The organism is Trinickia sp. (genome assembly GCF_057351765.1).
The window spans coordinates 103100-128583 of the sequence record NZ_JBMRBK010000061.1 but is presented as its reverse complement, the minus strand read 5'-3'; the positions used below and the strand labels follow the sequence as shown (position 1 = coordinate 128583).

Annotated in this window: 28 protein-coding genes and 1 tRNA gene; 9 read left to right on the top strand and 20 right to left on the bottom strand. The window is 63.9% G+C overall.

Annotated elements, in window-relative coordinates; all coding sequences use genetic code 11:
- Nucleotides 1-15 precede the first annotated feature (15 nt).
- The 7 genes from ACO1XS_RS16635 to ACO1XS_RS16605 are packed head-to-tail and all read right to left on the bottom strand — an operon-like array spanning nucleotide 16 to nucleotide 6903.
- Nucleotides 16-1080 (bottom strand): ABC transporter substrate-binding protein, encoded by a 1065-nt coding sequence (locus ACO1XS_RS16635; RefSeq protein WP_486391193.1) that lies wholly within the window; start codon nucleotides 1078-1080, stop codon nucleotides 16-18.
- Nucleotides 1077-2216, bottom strand: a complete 1140-nt coding sequence (locus tag ACO1XS_RS16630) for an NAD(P)/FAD-dependent oxidoreductase (RefSeq protein ID WP_486391192.1) — start codon at nucleotides 2214-2216, stop codon at nucleotides 1077-1079. The genes ACO1XS_RS16635 and ACO1XS_RS16630 overlap by 4 nt, the downstream gene beginning before the upstream one ends.
- The gene (locus ACO1XS_RS16625; protein ID WP_486391191.1) at nucleotides 2209-3669 is read right to left on the bottom strand and encodes an FAD/NAD(P)-dependent oxidoreductase; all 1461 of its coding nucleotides are present in this window, start codon (nucleotides 3667-3669) and stop codon (nucleotides 2209-2211) included. The genes ACO1XS_RS16630 and ACO1XS_RS16625 overlap by 8 nt, the downstream gene beginning before the upstream one ends.
- Nucleotides 3666-4064 carry a (2Fe-2S)-binding protein gene (locus ACO1XS_RS16620; RefSeq protein ID WP_486391190.1) on the bottom strand — a complete coding sequence of 133 codons (399 nt, stop codon included), beginning with the start codon at nucleotides 4062-4064 and terminating at the stop codon, nucleotides 3666-3668. Before ACO1XS_RS16620 ends, ACO1XS_RS16625 begins: the two co-directional genes overlap by 4 nt.
- Nucleotides 4064-4858, bottom strand: coding sequence for an ABC transporter permease (locus tag ACO1XS_RS16615; RefSeq protein ID WP_173256087.1), 795 nt, complete (start codon nucleotides 4856-4858; stop codon nucleotides 4064-4066). The genes ACO1XS_RS16620 and ACO1XS_RS16615 overlap by 1 nt, the downstream gene beginning before the upstream one ends.
- A gap of 15 nt (nucleotides 4859-4873) precedes the next feature.
- Nucleotides 4874-5818 carry an ABC transporter permease gene (locus ACO1XS_RS16610; protein ID WP_331573790.1) on the bottom strand — a complete coding sequence of 315 codons (945 nt, stop codon included), beginning with the start codon at nucleotides 5816-5818 and terminating at the stop codon, nucleotides 4874-4876.
- A complete protein-coding gene (locus ACO1XS_RS16605; RefSeq protein WP_486391189.1) occupies nucleotides 5815-6903 on the bottom strand; it encodes an ABC transporter ATP-binding protein in 1089 nt (362 codons plus the stop codon). The genes ACO1XS_RS16610 and ACO1XS_RS16605 overlap by 4 nt, the downstream gene beginning before the upstream one ends.
- Before the next feature lie 387 nt (nucleotides 6904-7290).
- Here ACO1XS_RS16605 and ACO1XS_RS16600 point away from each other — a divergent pair, with 387 nt between their 5' ends.
- On the top strand, nucleotides 7291-8100 hold the full coding sequence (locus tag ACO1XS_RS16600) for an IclR family transcriptional regulator (RefSeq protein WP_414720332.1): 810 nt from the start codon (nucleotides 7291-7293) through the stop codon (nucleotides 8098-8100).
- A gap of 73 nt (nucleotides 8101-8173) precedes the next feature.
- On the top strand, nucleotides 8174-8872 hold the full coding sequence (gene rpiA / locus ACO1XS_RS16595) for a ribose-5-phosphate isomerase RpiA (protein WP_331573784.1): 699 nt from the start codon (nucleotides 8174-8176) through the stop codon (nucleotides 8870-8872).
- Nucleotides 8873-8976: 104 nt separating this feature from the next.
- On the opposite strand, the gene ACO1XS_RS16590 is transcribed toward rpiA, so the two are convergent.
- Nucleotides 8977-9711 (bottom strand): Crp/Fnr family transcriptional regulator, encoded by a 735-nt coding sequence (locus tag ACO1XS_RS16590; protein ID WP_173256093.1) that lies wholly within the window; start codon nucleotides 9709-9711, stop codon nucleotides 8977-8979.
- Nucleotides 9712-10819: 1108 nt separating this feature from the next.
- On the opposite strand from ACO1XS_RS16590, the gene ACO1XS_RS16585 reads away from it, so the two are divergent.
- Both ACO1XS_RS16585 and lepB read left to right on the top strand, forming a co-directional pair.
- Nucleotides 10820-11536: a FadR/GntR family transcriptional regulator gene (locus ACO1XS_RS16585; RefSeq protein ID WP_331573782.1), complete on the top strand. Its 717-nt coding sequence runs from the start codon at nucleotides 10820-10822 to the stop codon at nucleotides 11534-11536.
- 165 nt (nucleotides 11537-11701) lie between these two features.
- Nucleotides 11702-12409 (top strand): signal peptidase I, encoded by a 708-nt coding sequence (gene lepB / locus ACO1XS_RS16580; RefSeq protein WP_331573780.1) that lies wholly within the window; start codon nucleotides 11702-11704, stop codon nucleotides 12407-12409.
- 22 nt (nucleotides 12410-12431) lie between these two features.
- Here lepB and ACO1XS_RS16575 read toward each other — a convergent pair whose 3' ends face one another.
- The 9 genes from ACO1XS_RS16575 to ACO1XS_RS16535 form a co-directional block, all read right to left on the bottom strand.
- Nucleotides 12432-13094 carry an amino acid ABC transporter permease gene (locus tag ACO1XS_RS16575; RefSeq protein WP_486391188.1) on the bottom strand — a complete coding sequence of 221 codons (663 nt, stop codon included), beginning with the start codon at nucleotides 13092-13094 and terminating at the stop codon, nucleotides 12432-12434.
- 139 nt (nucleotides 13095-13233) lie between these two features.
- Entirely contained in the window at nucleotides 13234-14031 is a 798-nt protein-coding gene (locus ACO1XS_RS16570) for a transporter substrate-binding domain-containing protein (protein ID WP_486391187.1), read from the bottom strand.
- Nucleotides 14032-14119: 88 nt separating this feature from the next.
- Complete coding sequence (locus ACO1XS_RS16565) at nucleotides 14120-15163, bottom strand: quinone-dependent dihydroorotate dehydrogenase (protein ID WP_331567790.1); 1044 nt, start codon at nucleotides 15161-15163, stop codon at nucleotides 14120-14122.
- A gap of 97 nt (nucleotides 15164-15260) precedes the next feature.
- Nucleotides 15261-16079 (bottom strand): arginyltransferase, encoded by an 819-nt coding sequence (locus ACO1XS_RS16560; RefSeq protein ID WP_331567788.1) that lies wholly within the window; start codon nucleotides 16077-16079, stop codon nucleotides 15261-15263.
- 52 nt (nucleotides 16080-16131) lie between these two features.
- On the bottom strand, nucleotides 16132-16896 hold the full coding sequence (aat, locus tag ACO1XS_RS16555; protein WP_331567786.1) for a leucyl/phenylalanyl-tRNA--protein transferase: 765 nt from the start codon (nucleotides 16894-16896) through the stop codon (nucleotides 16132-16134).
- Between the two features lie 16 nt (nucleotides 16897-16912).
- Nucleotides 16913-17458: an NUDIX hydrolase gene (locus tag ACO1XS_RS16550; protein WP_440560678.1), complete on the bottom strand. Its 546-nt coding sequence runs from the start codon at nucleotides 17456-17458 to the stop codon at nucleotides 16913-16915.
- A gap of 206 nt (nucleotides 17459-17664) precedes the next feature.
- Nucleotides 17665-17796, bottom strand: coding sequence for an MFS transporter small subunit (locus ACO1XS_RS16545; RefSeq protein WP_331567782.1), 132 nt, complete (start codon nucleotides 17794-17796; stop codon nucleotides 17665-17667).
- Nucleotides 17797-17807: 11 nt separating this feature from the next.
- Entirely contained in the window at nucleotides 17808-19205 is a 1398-nt protein-coding gene (locus ACO1XS_RS16540; RefSeq protein WP_331567780.1) for an L-lactate MFS transporter, read from the bottom strand.
- 340 nt (nucleotides 19206-19545) lie between these two features.
- A tRNA-Met gene (locus ACO1XS_RS16535) sits at nucleotides 19546-19622 on the bottom strand.
- A gap of 210 nt (nucleotides 19623-19832) precedes the next feature.
- Here ACO1XS_RS16535 and ACO1XS_RS16530 point away from each other — a divergent pair.
- From ACO1XS_RS16530 to ACO1XS_RS16520, 3 genes are all read left to right on the top strand, one after another.
- Complete coding sequence (locus ACO1XS_RS16530) at nucleotides 19833-20330, top strand: heme-degrading domain-containing protein (protein ID WP_486391186.1); 498 nt, start codon at nucleotides 19833-19835, stop codon at nucleotides 20328-20330.
- Between the two features lie 5 nt (nucleotides 20331-20335).
- A complete protein-coding gene (locus ACO1XS_RS16525; protein WP_331567776.1) occupies nucleotides 20336-20683 on the top strand; it encodes a DMT family transporter in 348 nt (115 codons plus the stop codon).
- Between the two features lie 79 nt (nucleotides 20684-20762).
- The gene (locus ACO1XS_RS16520; protein WP_486391185.1) at nucleotides 20763-21908 is read left to right on the top strand and encodes an enoyl-CoA hydratase/isomerase family protein; all 1146 of its coding nucleotides are present in this window, start codon (nucleotides 20763-20765) and stop codon (nucleotides 21906-21908) included.
- A 46-nt stretch (nucleotides 21909-21954) separates the two neighbouring features.
- Here ACO1XS_RS16520 and ACO1XS_RS16515 read toward each other — a convergent pair whose 3' ends face one another.
- Nucleotides 21955-22386 (bottom strand): hypothetical protein, encoded by a 432-nt coding sequence (locus ACO1XS_RS16515; protein WP_331567774.1) that lies wholly within the window; start codon nucleotides 22384-22386, stop codon nucleotides 21955-21957.
- Between the two features lie 227 nt (nucleotides 22387-22613).
- On the opposite strand from ACO1XS_RS16515, the gene ACO1XS_RS16510 reads away from it, so the two are divergent.
- Together ACO1XS_RS16510 and ACO1XS_RS16505 are read left to right on the top strand one after the other, a co-directional pair.
- Nucleotides 22614-22811 carry a hypothetical protein gene (locus ACO1XS_RS16510; RefSeq protein ID WP_486391184.1) on the top strand — a complete coding sequence of 66 codons (198 nt, stop codon included), beginning with the start codon at nucleotides 22614-22616 and terminating at the stop codon, nucleotides 22809-22811.
- 56 nt (nucleotides 22812-22867) lie between these two features.
- A complete protein-coding gene (locus ACO1XS_RS16505) occupies nucleotides 22868-23110 on the top strand; it encodes a DUF6566 family protein (RefSeq protein WP_331567770.1) in 243 nt (80 codons plus the stop codon).
- A 32-nt stretch (nucleotides 23111-23142) separates the two neighbouring features.
- Here ACO1XS_RS16505 and ACO1XS_RS16500 read toward each other — a convergent pair whose 3' ends face one another.
- Both ACO1XS_RS16500 and ACO1XS_RS16495 read right to left on the bottom strand, forming a co-directional pair.
- Entirely contained in the window at nucleotides 23143-24399 is a 1257-nt protein-coding gene (locus ACO1XS_RS16500) for an MFS transporter (protein ID WP_331567768.1), read from the bottom strand.
- A gap of 11 nt (nucleotides 24400-24410) precedes the next feature.
- Nucleotides 24411-25409 (bottom strand): PRC-barrel domain containing protein, encoded by a 999-nt coding sequence (locus tag ACO1XS_RS16495; protein ID WP_331567766.1) that lies wholly within the window; start codon nucleotides 25407-25409, stop codon nucleotides 24411-24413.
- Nucleotides 25410-25484: the final 75 nt, after the last annotated feature.

Genomic DNA, 25484 nt, shown 5'->3' with positions numbered 1-25484 from the left:
CGTGCGGATGCCTTATCAGCGCTCGATCTGCTGATTCCAGCGCTTATCCCATTCCGGACGGCGCGCATTGATCGAATCCCAATCGACGACGGTAACCTTGCTCAGCAGGCTCTCGACGTTCCCGAGGCTCTTTTGCATCGATGCCGGCATCGTAGCCAACCGGTTGGTCGGAATCTGCTTGCCCGCCTCAGCCGCTTTTTCCTGCGCGGGCTTCGACAGCAGGAACTGCGCAAGCTTCTGCGCGAGTTGCGGATCGGGGTTGTGCTTGACGACGCACACATCGACGAGCAGCAGCACCGGCCCTTCCTTGGGCGAAACGTAGGCCACGGGCAAGCCCTTGTCCTGCAGATCGGCCACGGCGGTCGGCGTCAGCGGAAAGAGGCCAGCCTCGCCCGTTTGCACCATCTCCGAAATCTTCGCCGAATTCGGGACGTACTCGACGACGTTGGGCCCGACGGTATTGGGCCATTTCGCAAACCCCGGTTCGACGTTTTTCTCGCTGCCGCCCCAGAGGCGATTGAGCGCGAGAAAGCCGTGCAGCCCGAATGTGCTGCTCGATTCCGACTGGAACACCACCTTGCCCTTGTATTTCGGATCGGCGAAATCGAGCCACGAGCTGGGCGCGGACCATCCTTTCTGCGTAAACAGCTTCGTGTTGTACGCGATGCCGGTCATGCCGAGCTGCACCCCCGCGCCGACATCGTCTTTCATTCGCGCAAACGGATAGAGCTCCTTGAGCACGGGCGAATCGTCGAGCTTTTCGCACAGCCCCATGCTGACGGCTCGCGCCATGACACCGTCGTCGAGAAAGGCGACATGAATCTGCGGCTTATCGCGATTGGCGAGCAGCTTCGCGAGAATGTCGGACGAAGTGCCGGGCACGACAACCACCTTCGCATTATTGGCCTGCTCGAACATCGGCAGGACCTGGCTCGTATAGGCCTTTTCCATCGGCCCGCCATTCATGCCGATGTACAGCGTTTTCGATTGAGCGTGAACGGCTGTCGCGGCAGCGGCGACGCATAGAGTGACGGCAACGGACGACAAGATCGACGACGGTTTCACGACGGGTCTCCTCATGACGAAGTAATGCTGGGCAGCGAAGCTGCAGCGGGAACGAATCGGTCGACATCGAACGCGGCAAGCGGCGTTGCGGTTGCGCCGGAGATCACGAGCTCGGCAAGCACTTCGCCGACGCCCGGGGCAAGCAAAAAGCCGCCGCCGGAAAAACCGAATGCATGTAACAGGCGCGGTACCCGGCGACTCGCGCCGATGATCGGGTTGTGATCGGGCGTGCATCCTTCGACGCCGCTCCATGAGCGGATCAAAAGCGCTTCGCGCAGCATCGGCAGCAAGGCGCAGGCGTCGCGCATGACCGTGCGCGTGGTGTCGGAGGAAGGCTGTGCATATTGACCGTCGCCATAACCGCGCCCGCCTCCAATGATGCAGTTGCCGCGCGCGACTTGGCGTGCGTAGATGCCGCCGCCGTAGACGCCGAGGTTGTGCGTGATGAATTGCGGTAGCGGCTCCGTCACCCACATGTTCGGGTAGATCGGCTGCATCGGGACTGCGTCGCCGAAGCGTTGCGCGATCGTATTGGCCCACGCGCCGGCGGCATTGATGAGCCAATCCGCGCTGAATCGCCGGCCGTTTGCCGACAATTGAAAACGCGCGGCGTCATATGTCACATCGTCGAGCGGGGTCAGCTCGAGTACGTCGGCGCCCGCGCGGCGTGCCGCCTGCGCAAACGCCGGGGACACGAGCCTCGGATTGGCGTGCCCGTCGGTCTCGCAGAGCGATCCGCCGATCGCGGCTGAGCCGAGCCACGGATAACGCGTGCGAAACGCGCGGCCTGCGATGAGCTCGAGGTGCAGTCCATGCTCGGCGGCCATGTGCGCGTACTCGGCGAGTCCCGCCAGGTCGGCCTCGCTGCGAGCGAGCCGCAGATGGCCCGACACCACGAACTCGCCATCGATACCGATCGATTCGGGCAAACGCCGCCAGACCTCGCGCGCGCGCATCGCAAGCGGCAATTGCTCGGCGGGGCGGCCTTGGCACCGTACGCCGCCGTAATTGACACCGCTGGCCTGAGCGCCGCAGTAGCGGCGCTCGAACAGCACGACGCGCAAGCCGGCCCGTGCGAGCGCGAGTGCCGCCGAAGCCCCGACGAGCCCGCCGCCTGCTATCGCCACGTCGTAGTGATGGAGCTCACTCATCGCGCGCATGCTCCGGAATGGCGGCAAGCGCATCGTCCCCGAGTGCGGCTGCGAGCGGAATCGGCTTGACGGGAGCCTGCGCCCGCAAGCGCCCCACGGTTTGCATCGAACAATCGGTCTCGGCGGCGATCAGCGCGAGCGCTGCTTCACCGCACATGCGCCCTTGGCAGCGACCCATACCGACCCGCGTCAGCGCTTTCAGACGATTGATCTCCGTGGCCTCACCGGCGCGCACGCAGCGTCGCAGCGTTCCTGCGTCGATCTGCTCGCAACGGCACACGATCGTGTCATCCGGCCACGATGCGGCTCGGCCAAAAGGCGGTGGGAACGCGGCTTCCAATCCCGAGCGAAAGACGGCGATCCGCTTCATTGCACGATCGAGCGATGCCGCTTCTTCACGATGCGCATCGGGCGAGGCTTCGCACTGCAAGTCCTCGAGTACCGCGAGCGCCGCGCGCCGGCCGGCAAGTTCCGCGGCATCGGCTCCGGCTATCCCCGCACCGTCGCCCGCGAGATAGATCCCCGCAATGGAACTGCGTCCTGCCGCGTCGCGCTCGGGCAGCCAGCACTGCGTGGTGTCGTCGAAGCGGAAGCGGCAACCCGCAATGTCGGCCAGTTGGGTTTCGGGACGCAGGCCGAAGCCGAGCGCGAGTGCATCGCACCGGATTGTTTCGACGATAGCCTCGTCGCCGTTCCCGGCATCAGCGCGACGCCATGCGAGACCCGTGACGGACCGTTCTCCGTGCACGCGCTCCAGCGTCACGTTGCGTTCGATCCGCACGCCGTGGGCCTGGAGCCAGCCGACGTAGTAGACGCCCTTGGCCAACGTGGCTGGCTGGCGAGCGAGCTTCGGCAGCGCTCGAGCCTGCGCGGCGAGCGGGCTCGTATCGAGCACGGCGGCGACGCGCGCACCAGCTTTCGCATATTGGTATGCGACGAGGTAAATGAGCGGCCCTGTACCGGCGAATACGATCTGCGAGCCGATCGCGCAACCTTGCGCCTTGAGCGCTGTTTGCGCACCGCCGAGCGTATAGACGCCCGGCAGCGTCCATCCGGGTATCGGCAGGACACGATCGGTCGCGCCTGTTGCGAGGATCAGGTGGGAGAAAGGCACGTTCTGCTCGCGTGCATCATGCAGCGCCACGAGCCGGCCGCCTTGTCCATTGCGCGCCTCGCAGTCCCAGACCAGCGTATCGGCCTGATAGCCGATATGGGGGAGCAGCGCCTCCATCGTCGAATGGAGCGCATGGGCTTTGGCTGCCTCGAATCCGTAGAGCGTACGCTTCGAGCGTTCGAAACCGGCACCGGCGGCCGGCTGCCGATAGATCTGCCCGCCGCAACGCGATTGCTCGTCGAGCACGAGCGGACGCAATCCCGCTGCGACGAGCGTTTCGGCCGCCCGCACGCCCGCGGGACCCGCGCCGACGATGACAATGCGCGCAGCGTCGGTCATCGTTCGCCGCCCCACGTCGTGCCGTCACCAGACGCGGCTGCACGGTCCCCGTCGCAGTTCGTGCCGCTGGCCCTGGCGCGCGTGACGAGGCGCATTCCTGCCACGATCGGCGTCGAGCATGCGCGTATGCGCCCGCCGGCTTCCGTGTGCAGCCAGCAGTCCTGGCATGCGCCGATGAGGCAGAAGCCGGCACGGGGCTCGTCGTTGAATTCGCTGTGGCGCACGAACCGCTGCAGCAAAAGCACTGCGGTGAGCACTGTATCGCCAGCGAGCGCTTGCGCCTCGCGGCCGTCGAGAAAGAAGGAGACGCTCGCACGACGCGTCTCGGCGATCCGAACGAATTGCGGATCGCTGGGGTGGCAGGCGTCGGCTTGCCGATCAGGAGTGCCAAGCATCAATGATTGCCGATCAGGACGCGGTTGAGCCCGTATATGCGGTCGAGCAGCAGCATCGCCGCGGCGGAGATCGCGATTACGAGCGTGGAGACGGATGCCATCATCGGGTCGATCGACTCCGTCGCGTACATGTACATGCGCACCGGCAACGTGACGGTTTGCGGCGACGTGACGAAGATCGACATGGTCAGTTCGTCGAAGCTGTTGATGAATGCGAGCAACCAGCCGCCGGTGATGCCGGGCAGAATCATCGGTAATGTGATGCGCCGGAACGTGGTCCATGCGCTCGCGCCGAGCGAAAACGCGGCGTGCTCGACGCTGCGATCGAGCCCGCTAGCGGCGGCCAGGATCAAACGCAATACGAACGGCGTGACGATGACCACGTGCGCTATGACGAGCCAGGCAAACGAGCCCGTCGCGCCGATCACGGCAAAAAACCGCAAAAACGCGATACCCAGCACGAGCCCGGGAATGACGAGCGGCGAGAGCATCAACGCGTTGAGAAAATTCCGCCCCGGAAAACGCGCGCGGGCAATCGCGAGTCCAGCCGGCAGGGCGATCGCGAGCGAGAGCGTGGACGCAAGGAACGCGAGTTTCACGCTGTTGAAGAATGCACCGATGAAATCAGGGTAGTTGAGGATGGCGCGAAACCAGCGCAGCGAAAGCCCATGCGTCGGCAACGTGAGCGTCTCGTCGGGCGTGAATGCCACCAGCACGACGATGGCAAGCGGTGCAAGCACGAACAGAATCACGAGCGTATGAAACGCGAGTGCGAGAGGTCCGTTACGTCTCATGGCGAAGTTCCGGTCTCAACCCATGCTGCGCGCGTAACGGCGCTCGAGCACGCGGTAATAGGTGAGCATGACGGCGAGATTGGCGGCCAGCAGCAACAGCGCGATCGTTGCACCGAGCGGCCAGTCGAGCGAGCCGAGAAATTGATCGTAGACCGCGGTCGCGGCCATTTTCAGGCGCCGCCCTCCCAGCAGGCCCGGAATCGCAAATGCGCTGGCCGATAGGCCGAACACCATCAGGCTGCCCGAAAGAATGCCCGGCATCACCTGCGGCAGCACGATGCGATAAAGCGTGACCCAGGGCGTTGCCATCAGCGACAGCGCGGCTTGCTCGGTTTGCGGATCGAGCCTTTGCAGGGCGGTCCAGACGGGAATGACCATGAACGGCAGCATGACGTGCACGAGTGCGATGACGATCGCGAACGACGTGTATTCGAGTTTGAAGGGCCCGAGGCCGAACAAGGCGAACGCCTGATTGACGAGGCCGTTCGTGTTGAGCAGCATGCTCCAGCCGAACGCGCGGACGACGACGGAGACGAGCAGGGGCGCCAGAATCGCGAGCAGGAACAACGAGCGCCATGGGTCGCGCATGCGCGAGAGCACATAGGCTTCGGGCGCGCCAATCGCAACGCATGCCACCGTCGTCACGAACGCGATGGCGAACGTGCGCGCGAAGATGGTCTGATAGTAAGGAGAACCGACGACCTCGATGTAGTTGCCGAACTGAAACGCGGCGATGGGCCCGCTCGACGGATCGAAACGATAGAACGTCAGCACCAGCGTCATCGCGAGCGGTACGAACACGAGGGTCGCAAACAGCATGAATGCGGGCGCGCTCGCGAGCCACAGCGGCACATAGGCTCGCCACGGCGTACCGGTCGACGGCAACGCCGGCGATGCGGCGGCGGTCGATGTCGTGCGCACCGATGGGGGCTGCGAGGACTTCGATGCAGCGATCGTCATTGTCGCGCCTCCGTCTCGACGAAGCGGATGGCGTCGTTGGTCCAATCGACACCGACCTGCTGTCCTTCTGCGATCGGCTCCCCGCCTTCGTTCTGGCAACACACGAGCACCTCCCCGAGCGGGGAAGCCACCCGATAAAGCCATTGGCTGCCGAGGAAGAAACGGCTCGTCACGGTGGCGTCCAGACGGCCGCGGCTCGACTCGCAAAGCTTGAGCTTTTCCGGGCGGATACAGACCGTCACCGCGTCGCCTTTGCCGGGTTCGCCACGGCCGTTGCCGCCGAGCACCGCGCGTCCGACGGCAACGACGTCATGCCCGAGGTCGATGCGGATTTCATCGCCGTCCTTCGCGAGCACCGTGCCCGCGAGCAGATTCGCCTTGCCGATGAATTGCGAAACGAAGCGGTTCTCGGGGCGCTCGTAGGCTCGATAGGGCGTATCGATCTGCGTAATGCGGCCTGCCTCCATGACTACGACGCGGTCGCTGATGGACAGCGCTTCGGACTGATCGTGCGTGACCATGATGGTCGTCGTGCCGATGCGCCGTTGGATCGCGCGGAGTTCGAACTGCATTTCCTCGCGCAGCTTGGCGTCGAGGTTCGACATCGGCTCGTCGAGCAGCAGGACCGGCGGCGCGATGACGATGGCGCGAGCCAGTGCGACCCGCTGACGCTGGCCGCCCGAGAGTTCGCGCGGGAAGCGGTGGGCGAGCGCGTCCAGATGAACGAGCGAGAGCGCTTCACGCACGCGCTCCTCGCTTTCCTTGCGATCGGTGCCGCGCATCTCGAGTCCGAACCGGACGTTCTGCGCGACGCTCATGTGCGGAAACAGCGCGTAGCTTTGGAACACGACGCCGAGCCCGCGTCGATTGGGCTTCAGATGTGTGATGTCGCATCCGTCGAGCGCAATGCTGCCGCTCGATACGTCGAGGAAACCGGCGATCATCTGCAGCGTCGTGGTTTTGCCGCACCCGGACGGACCGAGCAAGGAAACGAATTCACCCTTTTCGACCGACAGGTTCAGGTTGCGTACGGCCTGCAGATCGCCGAACGACTTCGAAAGATCGGTGAGCTTGAGAAACGACATGACGGATCCTCTGTAACCGCGATGCCGCGACACCATCGATGGCGATTCGCCATGGGGCGCGAGGCACGGCTGATTCTGTCCAGACAGATTTGTCGCGTCAATTTGGAATTCCAGTGAGCGGGAGGAAAATCGAAAAAATTCCATTGAGCGGAACACGGAGGCGTCTTTCCCACGCTTCATTCCATTGCGAATGATCAGGGTTTGCCCGCTGTCTCAAGCCGTATCTCACACGTGCGCTCGAAAACTGAGATACTCGCTTTCGACGAGCTGGCATAGATAGTTTCACTCAATGGAATAACGGTCGCATATATGAGGCAATCCTCCGTCTCGGATGGCACACCGGCGCGGGCAGCGTCCGAGCAGGCGGACGACGCGCGCGCGAGCGGCATGCTGCCGCGCGCATTCGCCGTGATTCGCGCGTTGGCAGCTGCCCAGGCCGATGGTGCGCGCGTAACGCAGCTCGCCAAGTCCGTGGGCCTTACGCAGGGCACGACGCATCGCATCCTGCACGCGTTGATCGCGGAAGGCGCGGTCGAACAAGACGAGCAGAGCAAGCGCTACCGGCTCGGCCTCGATTTCTTCGCGCTGGCCGCGCTCGCGGGCAACCCCGGCGGGTTGCGCACGCTTTGCCGCCCATCGCTGCTGAGGCTATGCGCCAGTCTCGGCGAGACGATTTTTTTACTGGCGAAGAGCGGGTTCGATGCAGTGTGTCTCGACATCTGCGAGGGACCGTTTCCGATCCGGTCGTTCACGAGCGACATCGGCGGAAGAATCGCGCTGGGTGTCGGACAAGGCAGCCTCGCAATCCTTGCGTTCTTGCCCGAAGCCGAGCGGGAAGAAATCATCCGCTTCAACGTGCCGCGTATTCGCGGATACGGCGTACTCGACGAGGTCTACCTGCGCACCGAGATCGAACGCGTGCGGCAGCTTGGCTATGCGGGACGCAACAGCGGCGTGCTCGACGGCATGGCAGGGGTGGCCGTGCCGATCCTCGATCGCGCGGGTACGGCCATTGCGGCGTTGAGCGTGGGCACACTGGCTTCGAGGCTCAACGAGGAACGGCTGCCGATGATCGTGGAGCTGCTGAAACGGCAGGCCGATGCGATCGGGCCGTTGGCCAATCCGTTCGACGTCGCGCTGCGGCGCCGGCCGACCCACGCGCTTGCCGATGTCGTGCCGCACCCGCGCAGCGTATGACCCGCAACGTCGAGGTCGGAGCGGGGGACTCCGGTAAAATCAGCGCTTTTCGCCTCACATCGAGCTGCTCCTCATGACCCAAGACGAACTCAAGCGCATGGTCGGCCAAGCCGCCGCCGACTACGTGAATGCTCACGCTCCGGAGGGCGCCGTCATCGGCGTCGGCACCGGATCCACGGCGAATTGTTTCATCGAAGCGCTGGCACCGCATCGGGCGCGTTACCGCGGCGCGGTGTCGAGCTCGGTTGCCACCACGGCACGGCTCGAGCAGCACGGCATTCCCGTGTTCGATCTGAACGAGATCGAATCGCTGCCCGTCTATGTCGACGGCGCCGACGAGATCGACGCGAGCGGCGCCATGATCAAGGGCGGCGGCGGCGCGCTCACCCGCGAAAAAATCGTTGCTTCGGTATCCGAAGTATTCGTCTGTATCGCCGATGCATCGAAGCGGGTCGATGTGCTTGGCAGCTTTCCGTTGCCGATCGAGGTCGTGCCGATGGCACGCACGGCGATCGGGCGGCGAGTCATGGCGCTCGGCGGGGTGCCCGTGCTGCGCGTGCGGCAGGACGGCGCGCCTTATATCACTGATAACGGCAACGAGATCCTCGACGTAAAGGGCTTGCAGATCGCCGCGCCGCGCGAACTCGAGGCGACGATCAACGCGTGGCCCGGTGTCGTCACCGTCGGGCTGTTCGCCGCACGAGGCGCGGATCTGTGCCTGTTGGGCTCGGGAACGGGCGTCGAATCGATTCTTTACGGCGCACCGAGGTAAGCCGCGCGTTCGGCCGCAAGCGCAACGGGAAGGTACTCGCACGCGGGCCTGAGCGTTGCGCACCGCACCGCGGCTTGCACCGCGGTGCGGACCACATCATGCGCTCAGGTGACGGCGTTCGTTTGATGCAGGCTCGGCAGCAGCCGGTCGAATTCGCGCTTCACGAGCCCATAGCATTCGCAAGCGCGCGATTCGAGACCTTTACGATCGAGCACCTTGATATGCCCTCGGCTGTGATGGATGAGGCCCTGCTCGTGCAGCTTGCCGGCGGCCTCGGTAATTCCTTCGCGGCGCACCCCGAGCATGTCGGCGATCATCTGTTGCGTCACGGCCAGCTCGTTCGTGGCGGCCCGGTCGATTTCGATCAGCAGCCAACGGCACAGTTGCTTGCTGAGCGAGTGGTGCCGGTTGCATGCGGCCGTTTGTGCGACCTGCGTGAGAAGGGCCTGCATATAGAGCAGCATCAGCCGGCGCAGGAGATCGGAACGCGCGATCTCCTGTTTCAATTGCTGAGCGCTCATTCGATAGGCGAAACCCGCGCATTGCACTTGGACACGGCTCGGCATCGTCTCGCCGCCGGTCAGCACCTGTACGCCCGTCATGCCCTCACGGCCGACGGCGGCGAGTTCGACGGAACCGCCGTCTTCCATCATCGAGAGGATCGAGATGATGGCCGTCGTCGGGAAGTAGACGTGATGGATCTTGTGTCCGCAGTCGCACAGCAATTGCTCTGTGCGAAGATGAACCAACTCGAGATGAGGCGTCAGCGCTTGCCATTCATGCGACGGCAATGCCCCTAGCAGATGGTTGCCGTGAAGGTCGGATTGTAGTGTCAACATGATCGGTCCTCGAAAAACAGCCACGTCATGCGGTTCTCGCGCATAGGCTCGTGCGGCTCTTTGTTGCTTAAGGCCGTGGATGCTTGGATGTGTCGGACGACTGGGTTCCGACATCGCCATTCAACCCGGCGTGGTTTTGGCCTTCTCTCCCTGGCCGTGCCACCGTCTGTGCGGCAGCGCTCAGTTGCGCGCCAGGATCAGCGAGGATCGTGCCATGCCCCGCGAGGCCCCGCCGCACCGGAAGCAACCACTGTTGCGACGCGGGACTACGGAACCGAGCAACCTTTTTGTTTCAAATCTGCACAACGCGCCCGTGTGCCGGGACTCCTCAGACTCAGCTTTGTTTGATTGCCGTAAACCGTTGATCGGCATGCTGTTTGGGCTCGAGGCGCACGGCATACGGCGGCCTGCGCACCCTCTCGATCGGCGGCGTGCAAGCACGGGCCGGATGGCGGAAATTGATTCAGTTGTGTTGCATCGGCCACATTCGTTGCTGCGTCGCGCTGACTTCGCTACGAGATCGAAGCCCCGGCTGACAAGGGTTCGGCTCCCCTCACCATGCCGGGCAGCGGCTTGGCGATGCGGGTGCATCGACGGTCCTGCGGACAACGCTTCGCAGAGTTGGCGTCCCTCGCATGTAAAAGCGACGAGCGTCGCGAATGACTCATTGTTGAGACATGTGCGCGCGGTGCAATTTCGAGCGTTGTATTGCCTACGCCGTGCAAACTCGGAAGAGTGAGTGCGATTGCGAACGGAACTGTACTTGTATGAGAAGTACCGTGCAGCATGACGATTTGTCTTACCTGGGCCCGCGGCTCGATGGTCGGCAAGCGGTGCTCGCATGCAGCGGTATGCAACCTGTACCGCGTCCGTCGTCGAAGCGGAGACGACAGTGAGGTCTCCTAAACGATTGGCGCCCACGCCGCGAGGGAGCGGCAGCGCGCAAGCATAGTCATACGGGATTCGTCAGAGGGATAACCCTGTTCAGGCGTTTCCCAATAGCGTGACGAATTTGAACGAAGCACCGTATCGCGTACCGAAAGCGCGATGCGTAGCCGGGCAACGGATGAGGCGGGAGTAAGCGTCGATAGGCGCATCGGGGGGAGTCATGGAGCAGGGGAAGGATCGTTCGCTGGTCAGCAAAGTGATGGACGGGCTTGTCACCGGCATCGTCGAAGAGAAGTACGGGGCGATTCTTCCGCCGCAAGACGTGCTGTCGAAGGAGTTCGACGTCAGCCGCACAGTCATGCGTGAAGCGTTGTCGATGCTGCTCGCGCGGCACATGCTGGACGTCCGGCCGAAGGTCGGTACGCGCATTCGTTCGATGCGCGACTGGCGCATGATCGACGAAGATGTCGTGAACTGGCGCTTCAGGGCCAAGCCCGATCCGCTGTTCATGCGCGACGTCATCGAGTTTCGTATGGTCATCGAGCCGCGGGCGGCGGCGCAAGCCGCGGTACGGGCGAGCGTGGCCGACGTGGCCGCCATTCGCGAGGCGTTCGATCTGTTTCGCTCGCTCGCGCCGGGAGACGCAGGCTATGCGTCCGCGAACGAGATGCTGCATACGCGCATCGTCCATGCGAGCGGCAACCAGTTTTTCCAGCAAATGGCTGCGATCATTCGCGGAGCGCTTGCCGCGACGCAACCGATGCTGATGGAAAAGCAGGGCGCCTGGGAGATCTCGGTGCGAACGCACGAACGTCTGGTTTCGGCGATCGAGCGGCGCGACCCGAAGGAAGCCGAAGCTGCGGCGCTCGCGCTCGTCGAGTTGGCCGCCGATGAAGTCAGCCGGGAGTTCTCGGTCGAGATGCCAGGCCGGCGATAACGCGAGTCCGGTACGGTGGGGCGCTCGGGGCCGATGCGGCACGGCTTCGGCGCGCCCTCGCGTAATGGGCAGTTCGACATGCCTGGCGCGGCAACTCGGATATGATCGCAGGCGCATCGGCCATGGCCGATGCTCGTTTGCAATCATCCGTCCGGGAGCTCATCGATGCCGACGCTTGCCAACCTCTGGCGCAACAACAAGAGCCTCATTGCCTTCATCTTCCTCATGGTCGTGTTCCGGAGCGCCGTGGCCGACTGGAACTCCGTGCCGAGCGGCTCGATGCTGCCGACGATCCGTGAGGGGGATCGCATTTTCGTCGACAAAATGGCCTACGATTTGCGGGTGCCGCTGACGCACATTCGAATCGCACACCTTGCCGACCCCCAACGCGGCGATATCGTGACGATCGATTCATCGGCTGCCCACGAGCTTCTCGTCAAGCGCATCGTCGCCATCCCGGGCGATAGCGTTTCACTGGTCGACAATGTGCTCTACGTGAACGGAGTGCGCGCGCAGTACCGGTCCCTCGTCGTGGCGCCCATGCGCGATGCGCCGTCTTCGCCGGGGATCTACCTCGTCGAACATCTGGACAAGTCGTCTCGCGTCGTACGCTGGTCGCCGGTAGCGCCCAGCCCGCGAAGCTCATTCGGTCCCGTGATCGTGCCGGCCGGCAAGTACTTCATGCTCGGCGACAATCGCGACAATAGTGCGGACTCGCGCTACTTCGGTTTCTTTCCCCGCAGCGAGGTGCTGGGGCGCACGCGCCGGGTTGCCTACTCGCTCGACCCCGACCATTTCTATCTGCCGCGCATCGATCGGTTCGGCGCAGCGCTCGACGCGGTCGCGGCTGCCGCGAAGCTACCGGCCTACTGAAAAGGCGCGATACGCCGGCCCGTCAGTGACGCGTCGGCAGCGCCAGCCGGCGCTCGTACCAGCGCTGCACCCATTCGAGCACTTGGCAGAGCACCCAATAGATTGCGGCCGCCGCGAGATAAAGCGGTAGCGGCTGATAGGTGGCCGCGATGATCTCCTGTGCGCTGCGCAAGAGTTCGGTCACCGTGATGACCGAGACGAGCGACGTATCCTTGATGAGGCTGATCAGGCTGTTCGAAAGGCTCGGCACCGCGATGCGCAGCGCCTGCGGCCCGATGATATAGCGCAGCGTCTGCCGCCTGGACAAGCCGAGGCTATAGGCTGCCAGCCATTGGCCGCGATGAATGCCGTTGATGGCGCCGCGCATGCTCTCCGATAGATACGCGGCCACATTGGCCGACAGCGCGATGACGCCCGCCGGCGTCGGTTCGAGCGCGATGCCGACGCTTGGCAGCCCGTAATAAACGACGAAGATCTGCACGAGCATCGGTGTGCCCCGCATGACACTCACGTAGACGCGCGCGATCCAGTTCAGGGGGCGACTATGGCTGATACCCATCAATGCGAGCCCGACTGCGGCAACGAGCCCGCAGGCCATCGAAAGCACGGCGAATTTGACGGTGAGTGCCGCGCCCTGCAAGAGCGCGGGCATCGACTGGACGAGCAGGGATGTTGTGGAGGACATGGCCTGTGATGGCGTGGAGGCTAAACGATTCGACGAGCCGCGACGGCGCGAGCGCACATCATATACGCTCGATAAAGAGAAAGGGCGGCATCGCCGTGACGCCGCCCTTCATCAGAAGCCGGGAAATAGCGAGGGGCGCTTACTTGCCCTTGGGCTTCGTCACGTCGATGCCGAACCACTTTTCCGAAATCTTCTTGAAAGTGCCGTCGGCTTCGAGCTGGGTCATAGCATCGTCGATGGCCTTGGCAAATTTCGGATTGCCCTTGCGAAACGGAATGGCGGACGGCGTGTCGCTGTTCAGCTGAGCACCCGCACGCAACGGCAGCTGCGAGCCCTTCAGCAGATAAGCGACCATCAGCTTGTCGTTGAGTGCGGCGTCGAGGCGTCCCGCGGCAAGGTCGCGCAAATATTCGGGCGCGCCCGGGTAGGTCTTGACGTCGATGCCGGGAACGGCCTTGGCCATCTGCTCGTAGTTCGTGCCCAGACCGAGGCCGAGCTTTTTGCCCTTCAGGTCATCGAGCGATTTGAACTCGCGCGAGTCATCCTTGCGCTCGATCAACTGGGGTCCCGAGTAGGTATAGGCCGGCGAAAAATCCAACACTTGTTTGCGCGCATCGGTCGCGCCGACCTGGTTGACGATCACGTCGAACTTGCCTGCTTGCAGGCCGGCAATGATGCCGCTCCATTCGGTCGTCGTGAATTCGGGTTTCACGCCGAGCTTGGCCGCCACGGCCTTGGCGATATCGACATCGAAACCGACGAGTTCGCCGCTGGCATTCTTCGAATTGAACGGCGGGAACGTCCCTTCGAGGCCGATGCGCAACGTCCCGCGCTGTTTGACCTCGTCGAGCAAATCCGCTGCGTGCGCGGTGACCGTAACGAACGCCGCGCCAAGCAGGCCGGCCGTCAGAATCTTCTTGAGCGTCGCCAATTTCATCGTGTCGATCTCCTCGCCTCGGGGGCAGTGATTAGGTGCGTCATGATAGCGAAATACCAATCGGTCTAGAAATATCGTTTGTTTATGTCTATATGACAGGCGCACTCATGTGGGCGATTGCGTCGACGCACTCGCCCACCAGCGCAGGGCCCCGGTAGACGAAGCCGGTGTAGATCTGTACGAGCGACGCCCCCGCAGCAAGCTTGGCCACCGCGTCGGCACCCGACGCGATGCCGCCGACGCCGATGATGGCGACCGTTTCGCCGAGCTCGGCGCGCAGTTTGGCGATCACGGCGTTGGAAGCTTCGAACACCGGTTTGCCCGAGAGGCCGCCTGCCTCGTCGGCATGCGGCAGACCCGCGACGGCCGCGCGCGAGAGCGTCGTATTGGTGGCAATGACGCCTTCGACGCCATGGCGCAGCAGCGTGGCGGCGATCGCCTTGATCTGCTCGTCATCGAGATCGGGGGCGATTTTCAGCGCGAGCGGAACGAGCTTGCCGTGCAGGTCCGCCAGCCGTTGTTGCTTGTCCTTGAGCGCGCCGACGAGCGCGTCGAGTTCGTCCGCTCCTTGCAACTGGCGCAGGTTCTTCGTATTCGGCGACGAGATATTGATCGTGACGTAGCTGGCGAACGGGTAGACCCTTTCGAGGCAATAGAGATAATCGTCGGCGGCGCGCTCGATGGGCGTATCGGCGTTCTTGCCGATGTTCAGGCCGAGCGGTCCACGGTATCGCGCCGCCTGCACATTGCGCACGAACTGATCGACGCCGCCGTTGTTGAAACCCATCCGATTGATGAGTGCGCCGGCCTGCGGTAGCCGGAACATGCGCGGGCGAGGGTTGCCGGGTTGTGCGCGCGGCGTCACGGTGCCGACTTCGATAAACCCGAAGCCGAGTGCGGCGAGTCCGTCGATGCAGGCGCCATCCTTGTCCAGCCCCGCTGCGAGCCCGACCGGATTGCGAAACGCGATGCCCATCACCGTGCGCGGCAAGTCGGGTACATGCGTGGCGAGCAGCCGCGCGACGCCGGCCCGGCCCGCGGCACTCAGTGCGCGCAGCGTCAGATGATGAGCGTCTTCCGCATCCATGCGAAAGAGTTGGGCTCGTGCAAACGGATAAAGGGAGCTGAGCACGGAAAGGTTGGAGCCGGAAATGGAAACCCGTTATTTTACCGGCTTCGCGGTGCCGGCCCCGAAACGCGCGGCCCGGTGCGCGGCGCGCGCAAGGGCGTTACCCTTCGGCGCCACGCGCGGCATCGTCGTCGGAGGGCGGGGCCTCACGCGAGGATGTATCCAGCGGGCTCCAGCGCCCGCCGCTCAAGCCTTCGAGTGGCCGAAAATTCGACTTGTAGGCCATCTTGGCGCTTTCCTGAATCCAGTAGCCCAGATAGACGTAAGGCAGCCCGAGGCTTCGAGCCTGCTCGATCTGCCAGAGAATGTTGTAGGTGCCGTAGCTCGCCTTCGCGGCGTCGGGTTCGAAAAAGGTATACACGGAGGACAGCCCGTCGCCGAGGATGTCGATCATGCTGACCATGCGCAGTGTTCCCGGTTGCGCCATGCCGAGATCCGCCGGCACCGGCTCGCGGAATTCGACGAGCCGCGAGTTGATGCGGCTGTGCAACAGGAACTGTTCGTATTGATCGCGGCTGTCGCGGTCCATGCCGCCGCCCGCATGGCGGGCCGCCTGATAGCGCATATAGAGCGCGTAGTGTTCCTCGTCGTAATGCAGCGTCGAAACCGATGCGACGAGGCTGGCATGGCGCTTCCACACACGGCGCTGCGTCCGGTTTGGCGTGAAGGCCGCAACGGGCACGCGAACCGGCACGCAAGCGCGGCAACCTTCGCAGTACGGGCGGTACGTGAACACGCCGGAGCGGCGAAAGCCCGCCTTGACGAGCTCGGTATAAACGTCGGAATTGATCAGGTGGCTTGGCGTGGCGACTTGCGAGCGCGCGATGCGTCCTTCCAGATAACTGCAAGGATAGGGCGCGGTTGCATAAAATTGCAGCGCGGAAAGAGGTGAAAGCGGCAGCTCATTCGGGTGAGTCATTGGCGGCTCTCGAAGCATCGTCCCTCGTTGGCAGGCTGCTCACGGTGCGTGGTCAGCGCGCGCGTTTTTCCGGCATCGCCTGCATCCTGTCAGGCAGGACCTCGAGCAAGGCGGATTTGTCGAAGCGCCACGGAATGGGTGCTTGCGCCACCGCTTCGCGCACATGTCCGAGAAAGCTCTTGCGCGCAATTTCCCGGCCGCCGAGCGATGCCAGATGCGACGTATTCTGTTGGCAGTCTATCATTTCTACTTCGTGGCGGAGCAGGTGGCCCACGAGTGCGGCGAGCGCGATTTTCGACGCATCGGTCACATCGGCGAACATCGATTCGCCGAAGAACATGCGTCCGAGCGAGACGCCGTACAGACCGCCCACGCGGGCGCCTTCGTACCAGGTTTCCACGCTGTGCGCTTCGCCGGCGCGATGCAGCATCGAATAGGCGTCGATGATTTCGGCCGTGATCCAGGTGCCGCGCTGCCCTTGGCGCGGCGCTTGCGCGCAGGCGCGCATCACGCCGGGGAAATCGCAATCGACGCGGACCTCCCAGCGCGGATCGCGCAGCACGCGCTTGAGCGTCTTTCTCAGCGAAGGGGATACCTTGAATTCCGCCGGCACGAGGATCATGCGCGGATGCGGACACCACCAGAGTACCGGCTGACCGTCCGAGTACCAGGGGAAAATGCCGCGCCGGTAGGCATCGACGAGTCTCCAGGGCAGCAGGTCCGAGCTCGCGGCCAACAGGCCCGGCGCACCGCTCGTTGCGCCGAGCGCCTGCTCGACAGGCGGGAACGGATCGTCAGGACCGAGCCAGGGGACCATCGGCGCGCGGGTTCGATCAGCCTTCGCGCAGCGAGCGGAAGATGTCGCCCGTGTGCAGCCCATAGTTGCCGGCCGAACGATCGGCAAAGAAAAAACGCAACGTTTGGCAGACGGTGGGAAACGCGATGTCGTCCCAGGGGATTTCGCTTTCGTCGAAAAGCCGCACCTCGAGGCTTTCCTCGCCGGCTTCGATATCGATATCGAGCAGCCGCGCCAGATAGAAAATGTGCACCTGGTGGACGTGCGGCACATTGAGCAGCGAGAACAAGTGCTGGACTTCGACGCGCGCGCCCGCTTCCTCGAGTGTTTCGCGCGCGGCGGCCTCCGAGGTGGTCTCGCCCATTTCCATGAAACCGGCCGGCAGCGTCCAATAGCCATAGCGCGGTTCGATCGCGCGGCGGCAGAGCAGGACTTTGTCCTCCCACACCGGCACCGTCCCGACGACATTGCGGGGGTTCTGGTAATGCACGGCGCCGCAGCGCTCGCAGACGAAGCGCTCGCGATTGTCTCCGGCTGGAATCCGTAAGCTGACCGAGTGGCCGCAGGCTGAGCAGAATTTCATAGATATCGTGAGGGACGGCGCGGGCGCGGTGCAGCGCTGCTGCGTACTCGGCGCTCGCGCAAGCCGGCAAAAAACGCGCGCGTGAAAGTGATGCGAGTTTATCACTGGCTGCCGGCTCGCCGCGGGTCGCTCGACGTTTCGGATCGCGCACCCAAAAAACGAAGCCGGGCGCATGGCCCGGCTTCCGGTCGGCTCGTCGGTGCGCCTCAGACGAACAGCTTGAGCGCCTGGCGCAGCGTGTTGATGACGCCCCAGGCGAGCGGGATCAGCACGTACGCCCAGAAGACGATCAGGCCGATGCGGCTCGACGGCGTGACCGCGGTGGATGTCTCGTTCATTGCGCCTCTCCTCACTGTTCGTTGGCGAGCTGAAGCTCGCTCATATGATGTTTCTCGTTCACGCGCGAAACGAGCAGGTTGCAGATGAAGCCGACGACGAGCAGCGCTGCCATGATGTGGACAGTCATCGTGTAAGCGTCGGCCTTGGCCACGCCGTGCGCTACCTCGTATGCACGGATGTAGTTGACGAGCACCGGGCCCGCCACGCCCGCGGCGGCCCAGGCGGTCAACAGGCGCCCATGGATGCCGCCGACGAAGGCTGTTCCGAACATATCCGCGAGATAGGCCGGCACGGTCGAAAAGCCACCGCCGTACATCGAAAGAATCACGCAGTAAGCCAGCACGAAAAGTGCAATGTTGCCCGTCGTCGCGAAGCTCGGAACGAAGTAGTAGAGCACGGCGCCGAGCGCGAAGAAGATGAAGTAGGTGTTTTTGCGGCCGACCCAGTCCGATGCCGATGCCCAGACGAAGCGCCCGCCCATGTTGAACAGGGAGAGAAGTCCGACGAAGCCCGCGGCGGCGGCCGGCGTAACGGTGTTCTTGAAGCTCTCCTGGATCATGACCGAGGCCTGTCCGAGAATGCCGATGCCCGCGGTGACGTTCAGGAACAGCACCAGCCAGATCAGATAGAACTGCGGCGTTTTCAAGGCTTCGTCGATATGGACGTGGTTGCGCGTGATCAATTTGTGCGACGTGTCGGGCGGCGTCCATCCCGCCGGCTTCCAGTCCGCGGGCGGCACACGGATGGCGAGGGCACCGATCGACATCGAGATGAAATAGGCGATGCCGAGAACGATGAACGTTTCGGCCACGCCGACGCTCGTGGCGCTCTTGAAGTGGTTCATCAGCGCGACCGACAACGGCGCCGCGATCATCGCGCCGCCGCCGAAACCCATGATGGCCATACCGGTTGCCATGCCGCGGCGGTCCGGGAACCAGCGGATCAGCGTCGACACGGGCGAGACGTAGCCAAGCCCCAGCCCGATACCGCCGATCACGCCATAGCCGAGATAGAGCAGCACGATCTGATGCAGCCAGACCCCGAGCGCGGAAACGAGGAAGCCGCCGCCGAAACAGCAGGCCGCCGTGAACATCGTGCGTCGCGGGCCGACGTGCTCGAGCCACTTGCCTGCGAAGGCCGCGGAGAGCCCGAGGAACACGATGGCGAGCGAAAAAATCCAGCCGAGCGTGGTCAGCGACCAGTCTTCCGGCGCCGATTGGGTAATGCCGATGACTTTCGTCAGCGGGCCGTTGAAGACGGAGAACGCATAGGCCTGGCCGATGCACAGATGCACGGCGAGTGCCGCGGGCGGCACCATCCAGCGAGTGAAACCGGGGCGGGCGACCGTGGCCTGCTTCGAAAAAAATGTGGGGGGCCCGGCGTGTGCGGGTTCGGACATGCTTGTCATCGGTGGTCTCCGTACCTGTCTCAGAGTGTCGGCCTTTCGCGCGGTCTTTCTGTTTTTTTGCGCAGCCGTTGATGTTGCTTCGACAACGATAGGGGCGCGCCGGATTATGCGCAATAGGAGCCGAGACTACATAAAGAAAACGTTGTCATGGACTCGGCCCATCGGCTGGACGGTCGCAGCCGCTTCGCTCGTCGATGCGGGTTTTTCCCGGTTCGCCGGGCCCTCGTTATCGCGCCAACCTCCGCGGCGCGCACATAAAAAAAGCCCGATCTGACGATCGAGCTTCAATGTTCCTGGACGGCGGCACATCGCTTGGAAGTGCTTGCGGACGTGCTTGTATTGGTTGCGGGGGTAGGATTTGAACCTACGACCTTCGGGTTATGAGCCCGACGAGCTGCCAGACTGCTCCACCCCGCGTCCGTCGAAAAGAAGATTATAGATAAATCCCAAAGTCGACGCAAGGATGGATTCGCTTTTATCTATCGATCGCGGGTTTGCTCGGATGCCCGATTGCTCGCCGGCACTTGGGCGCGGCCGCATACACCTGCGCTAGAATCGGGTGCCGCGCCGCAGCACGATCGGGTTGTCCCGGTTCACGCGCATTACCCAACGGCATTTTGTTCTCTCATGGATATCGATCACGATCTGCGTACCATCGCAGCCCAGGAGCACACGCTGGTGTTCCCTCGCTTCGACGCCGCTCGCGCCTGGCAGCTCGGCGCTTATCTGCATGAAATTGCGACGGCGCGTTCGCTCGCGCTCGCCATCGATGTTTCGACCTTCGGCCAGTCGCTTTTTTTCTGCTCGCTGGAGGGGGCCACGCCCGATCACGCAGCTTGGGTGCGCCGTAAGCGCAACGTCGTCGCCCAATTCCGCCGCAGTTCGTATGCGATCGGACTGCGCATGCAGCAGGCCGGAACGACGCTTGCCGACAAGCACGGATTGCCCGGCGCCGAGTACGCCGCGCACGGCGGCTCATTCCCGATCACGGTGACCGGTGTCGGAGTCATCGGGTCGGTGACGGTGTCGGGACTCGCTCAACGCGCCGATCACGAACTGGTCGTCGAGGCGCTCAGCGCGGAGCTCGGCCACGACTACGCGCAGCTTGCGCTGGCCAAGGGTTGAAACCGATGCGCGGATCGAGCAGTCTCGGCTATCTCTGGCTTGCCATCGCGATCGTCGCGGAGGTCATTGGCACTTCGGCGCTGCGTGCTTCGGCCGGCTTCACGCGTCTCGCGCCTTCGCTCGTCGTGGTCGGTGGCTATGGCGTGGCGTTCTACTGCCTTTCGCTGACGCTCAAGTCGATGCCGGTGGGCATCGTCTACGCAATATGGTCGGGCGTTGGCATCGTGCTCATCACGCTCGTGGCCATCGTGCTTTACCGGCAGGTTCCCGATGTCGGCGCGGTCATCGGCCTGTCGCTGATCGTGGCCGGTGTCGTCGTCCTCAACCTCTTTTCCGGGATGCAGGCGCATTGATTCGGACGGCCTCGCTCGCTGTCGATGCCCGCGCGTGCTACCGTTTCGTGTGTCGCTTCTTCGGTTTCGACGTCCAGCCATGACTACGACTGATGATTCGGCTTTAGCTGACACCTCGGCCGAGGTGCGCACCTTTATCGCCAATCGAATCGGTTTTATCGAACTCAACCGCCCCAAGGCGCTCAATGCGCTTTCGCTGGGCATGATCCGCACGATGCACGCCCGGCTCGACGAATGGCGCACGGATCCCGGCGTGCTTGCCGTCGTCGTTTATTCGCCGCACGAGCGCGCTTTTTGCGCGGGCGGCGACGTCCGGTCCTTCTACGAGATGTCGCAGCGCAACGACGTCGCCTCACGCGAGCGTTTCTTCATCGAGGAGTATTCGCTCGATCACGCGATTTTTATTTACCCCAAGCCTTATATCGCGTTGATGAGCGGCATCGTCATGGGCGGCGGAATGGGCATTTCGCAAGGGGCGCACCGGACCGGCGGCCTGCGCGTCGTGACGAGCACGACGCGAATGGCGATGCCCGAGACGCGTATCGGGTTTTTCCCCGATGTCGGCGCCGGATGGTTCCTCGCCCGTACGCCTGGCGCGATCGGTCGGTATCTTGCCGTCACCGGTGTAACGATCGGCGCGGCCGATGCGCTCTACGCCGGGCTGGCCGATATCTGCATGAATGCCAGCGCCATTCCGACGCTTCTCGAAGCGCTGGGTCATGAATCGTTTGCCACAGGCACCGACGTGATCGCCTGCGTGAAGCGCATTGCGCACGAGGCTATCTGCGCCAACGGCGATGAACACGCCGACACGTCGCTTGCCGCCACGCGCGCATGGATCGACAGGCATTTCGGGCAGCCCGATGCCGCGGCCATCGCCGCTTCGCTCGCAGCCGAAAGGGAAGAGGGCGCATGCGATTGGGCGGAGGATACGCTCGGCATGATGCATGAACGTTCGCCGCTATCGATGGCCGTCTCGCTGGAGGTCGTGGCGCGCGGCGACAGCACGATGGCTGAATGCCTGCGCCGCGACCTCGATCTCACCCATACGATGTTCGCGTTTGGCGATGTGCTCGAAGGGGTGCGTGCGCGGATCATCGACAAGGACAATCACCCTATCTGGCGAATCGGGCGCATCGGGGACGTGACGGCGCAAGATGTCGAGCGCATGTTCATGAGCCCGTGGCGCCCGGACGAGCACCCGCTGCGCGCGCTTCACGGCTGAGTCGGCGCCGCGTCGCGCGTTATCCGGCGCTGCTTCGGAAGAGACTTCAGGCCGATTCCTCGGCGCTTTCAGCCATGAAAGCGCGCATGAAGACGAGAGCGCCCCAGCCCCACATGGCGTTGGCAGCGAAACCGATGGCAAGGCGCGGCAGCATGTTGCCGCTCGGCCAAATGCCGCGTATGGGATCGACGACGAAGATTCGTGCCGCCGTGAGAACGATACCTCCGAATACCAACGCCTGAACCCACGGCGCTACGCGCTCGGGCGAAACGCGCAGCAGCCAGGCCATCAGTACGGCCCACACGGCGCCCCAGAGCGCGTTGGCGACGAACTCGGGGATGTCGAGCGGCGCGAACGGGGTCGTGGAAAAGCCCGTCATGTCGATGAGCCCCGCGGTATGCAGGAGCGCGAGCGTCGCTTCATGGAAAAAGAGCGCGGCGAGAAAGCCCGACACCAGAGGCAGGATGATTTTTTGCATGTAGTGCGCGGGCGGCGCGGGCATGACGCGATGCGCCCGTTCGTCTAACGGAACGAGCGTCATTATAGAGGCGAGGGCGTCTCCCGGCGCACGCGTATTTGCGCATCTGCTTCGCGCGGAGGAAGTGCTAGGATGGATTGACGATGCTCACGCGAGCGTTGCATGGCACCGGAGTCGATCGGAATCGACATCTGCGCGCAAGCGCTATCACTGACAAGGAGCCGGCCATGTCCAAACCCTTGAGCCCCGAGGCGGTAGAGGCGCTGAGGCGCCTGAACGACGTGGGAATCGGCCAGGCGCTGCCGCTCGTCTCGATGTCGGTCGCCGCCGAACTGCTTGGCGCCGGGCTTGTCGACGAGAATACCGATGGCGCGATCGAAATCACCTGCGAGGGCCGAAAGTATTTGTCGGGCGATTGCGATTAGTCGAGGATTGCGGTCCCGGTTGTAGGCCTACCTGCAATGATCGTTGGGGGAGTGCGATGAAACCGACTGGCATCGACATGGGCGATTACGAGGAGCCTTACCGCGGCTTTGCACTGGAAGTCGCCGTGGAACAGGTGATGACGGGCGTGAAATCGCACTTTCGCGTATTGAAGGACGGCATGGTGGTGCAGGACTGGCAGCTCGTTCATGTCGACAAGCTGTGGCCGACCGAACGGCAGGCGGCTCGCGCCGCGCTCGACGCGGCGCGAGCGATCGTCGACGACCGGCTTGACGGTTGATCGTTCGCCCCGCGGGCGCGGGGCTGCCGGTTTCAATGCGCAGCCGGTGTGGGGCCTTGCCCGTCTTCGGCCGGTGAGTCGACCGCATCGCGTGTCTCGGGCAGCGCCATCCAAACGAGCAGCACGGCCAGCACGCCCGCCGCGGCGAGACCGAAAAAGCTGACCGTATTGCCGAAATGATCGGCGATAAACCCCGCGAGCAGCGTCGATAGCGTTGCGCCGATACCTGCCGTGAGTCCGAACAGGCCGATACAGAGGTTGTAATGTCCTTTGTCTCCGGCCACGTCCGCCGCGATGAGCGGCAGCATCACGCCGAAGACTGCCGCGCTGATGCCGTCGAACAACTGCACAGGGACGAGCAGATAAGGGCTCGACACGCCCGCGAAGAGCAGCGCGCGAACGGGTAGCGCGGCAAAGCCGAACAAGAGGAGCGGACGCCGGCCCCAACGTTCGGCCGATCGTCCCACCCATGGCGAGAGCGCCGCGACCACCATTTGCGGCACGATGATGCACGCCGCGATCACGAGCTGCACGTTATCGCTCATATGCGTGGTGACTTCGCCGGCGGCCAGATTGAGCATGGCCGCGTTCGACAAATGGAACAGCGCGATGCACGCGGCGAATACGAGTACCCGCCGATCGCGCAGCAACTCGCTCATGCCCGCACGGCGATGCGTGGCGACCGGCGGGGCGGGGGAAGCAACCGTGGCCGCGCCCGCTGCCTTCGCCGCGGCGCGCCCCGTATGCTCGATCATCGAAAGGGCGATGAGCGCGGGAACGTTCAATGCCGCGGTCAACCAGAAGACAGCCCGCGCCGACGAATACTCGCCGAACGCACCCATGAGCGCGGCGGCGACGGCACTGCCGATCGATGCGAAGCGTGCGTTGCGCCCGAGCCGGTCGCCGAGGGCATGGCGGCCGACGAGCGCGAACGAAATGGCCGCGATGGCAGGCGTCAGCATGCAGCTCGCGAAACCATGAAACACCTCGGCGGCGAGCACCGGGACGGTCGTCGGACTGGCGGCGAGCAAGAGCGCACATGCCGCGATGGCGACGATCGCGAGCGCGGCGGCGCCTTTCTTGTTGCGCAGCGCGTCGATCAACGCGCCGGCGGGCACCTGGCTCAGCATGGCGGTTGCCGTGCCGACGCTGAGCGCAATGCCGATCTCGCCCTGTGTCCATTTATGCGACGTCAGGTACGACGCGATGAACGGGCCAAAACCTGTCTGGACGTTGGCGAGGAAGAAGTTGAGCCAATCGAGCGCGCGGAGACTGCGTAGGTTTGCCATCTGCGCGTTCGTCACCGTGAAGCGTCGTTGCCGGAGGCCGCAGGCTTGGCCCCCGCTGGGGCCGGCTGAGCGGCGACCGGGGGCTTGGGCGCAGGCGACACGGCGCGCACCGGGCGATCGGGCTCGTAATTCGGCGCAGCGTCGACTTGCGCATCGGTCAGATCCGACTCGACCCGAAGGGCATCGTCTTTGTGGACGAAGCGCAGCGCCGACCAGTCGACCGCGATGCTGCGCCGATCCTGCATGAGCCGGCTGACGTCGACCACCGCGGCTTGGGGCGCGGCATGATTATCGATGAGTACATCGACGACGCGCCCCACTCGCGCGCCATCGCCGCGCTCGACCGTCGCATCGATCATGCGCGTGAGTTCGGGTTTCGAAGCGATGCCCGCGGGACGAGCCCCCTTTTTCTGCAACGCCTGCGCGGCAGGCGGCTGGCCTTCCTTGACAGCCAGCGTGATAGCGGCTTTTTTCGCGTTCATATTGAAAGTGAACGCATTCCAGGGGAAGCGGACCTTGCGGTCGCCGATGCCGAGGAAGCCCGACAGATTGACGAGCATTTCCTGCGGCCTGCCATCCTTGTCCACGAACATGTCGATGGCACGCCCCAGCGCCTTGCCGTCGGGCCGCTGTACGCGGGCGTCCAGCAGCCCGCGGGTATCGTTGGACGACAGCAGTCGCGTGCTGATGATCGGCGCCGGCACGACGGGCGCAGGCGCTGGCGGCGTTTCGGGCGGCGCGGGGCGATGAGGCGCGGGGTGCCGATGGACCGGTTTTGGCGGTGCCCGTTTGACTTCGGGAGCGGCGGGGGCGGACGCCGGCGCGGGCGCCGAGGCTTCCGGTTCCGGCGGCGCCGGAGGCTCCGGTTCGGGTTGCGGCTCGGGCGCCGGCTGTTCAGTAACGGGCGGCGGTTTGGGGCCGAACAGCGCGCTGCATCCAGCGAGCATCGTCAGCAGCACCCAGACCAGGATGCACCGGCTCACGCCATGACGGTAGAATCCGCCGCTCATCGATCAACGCTCCTTCGAATCGGTTGGGCGCGCGAAAGCCGGCCGTGCCGCGACGCGCGGGCTACATTCTAGCGG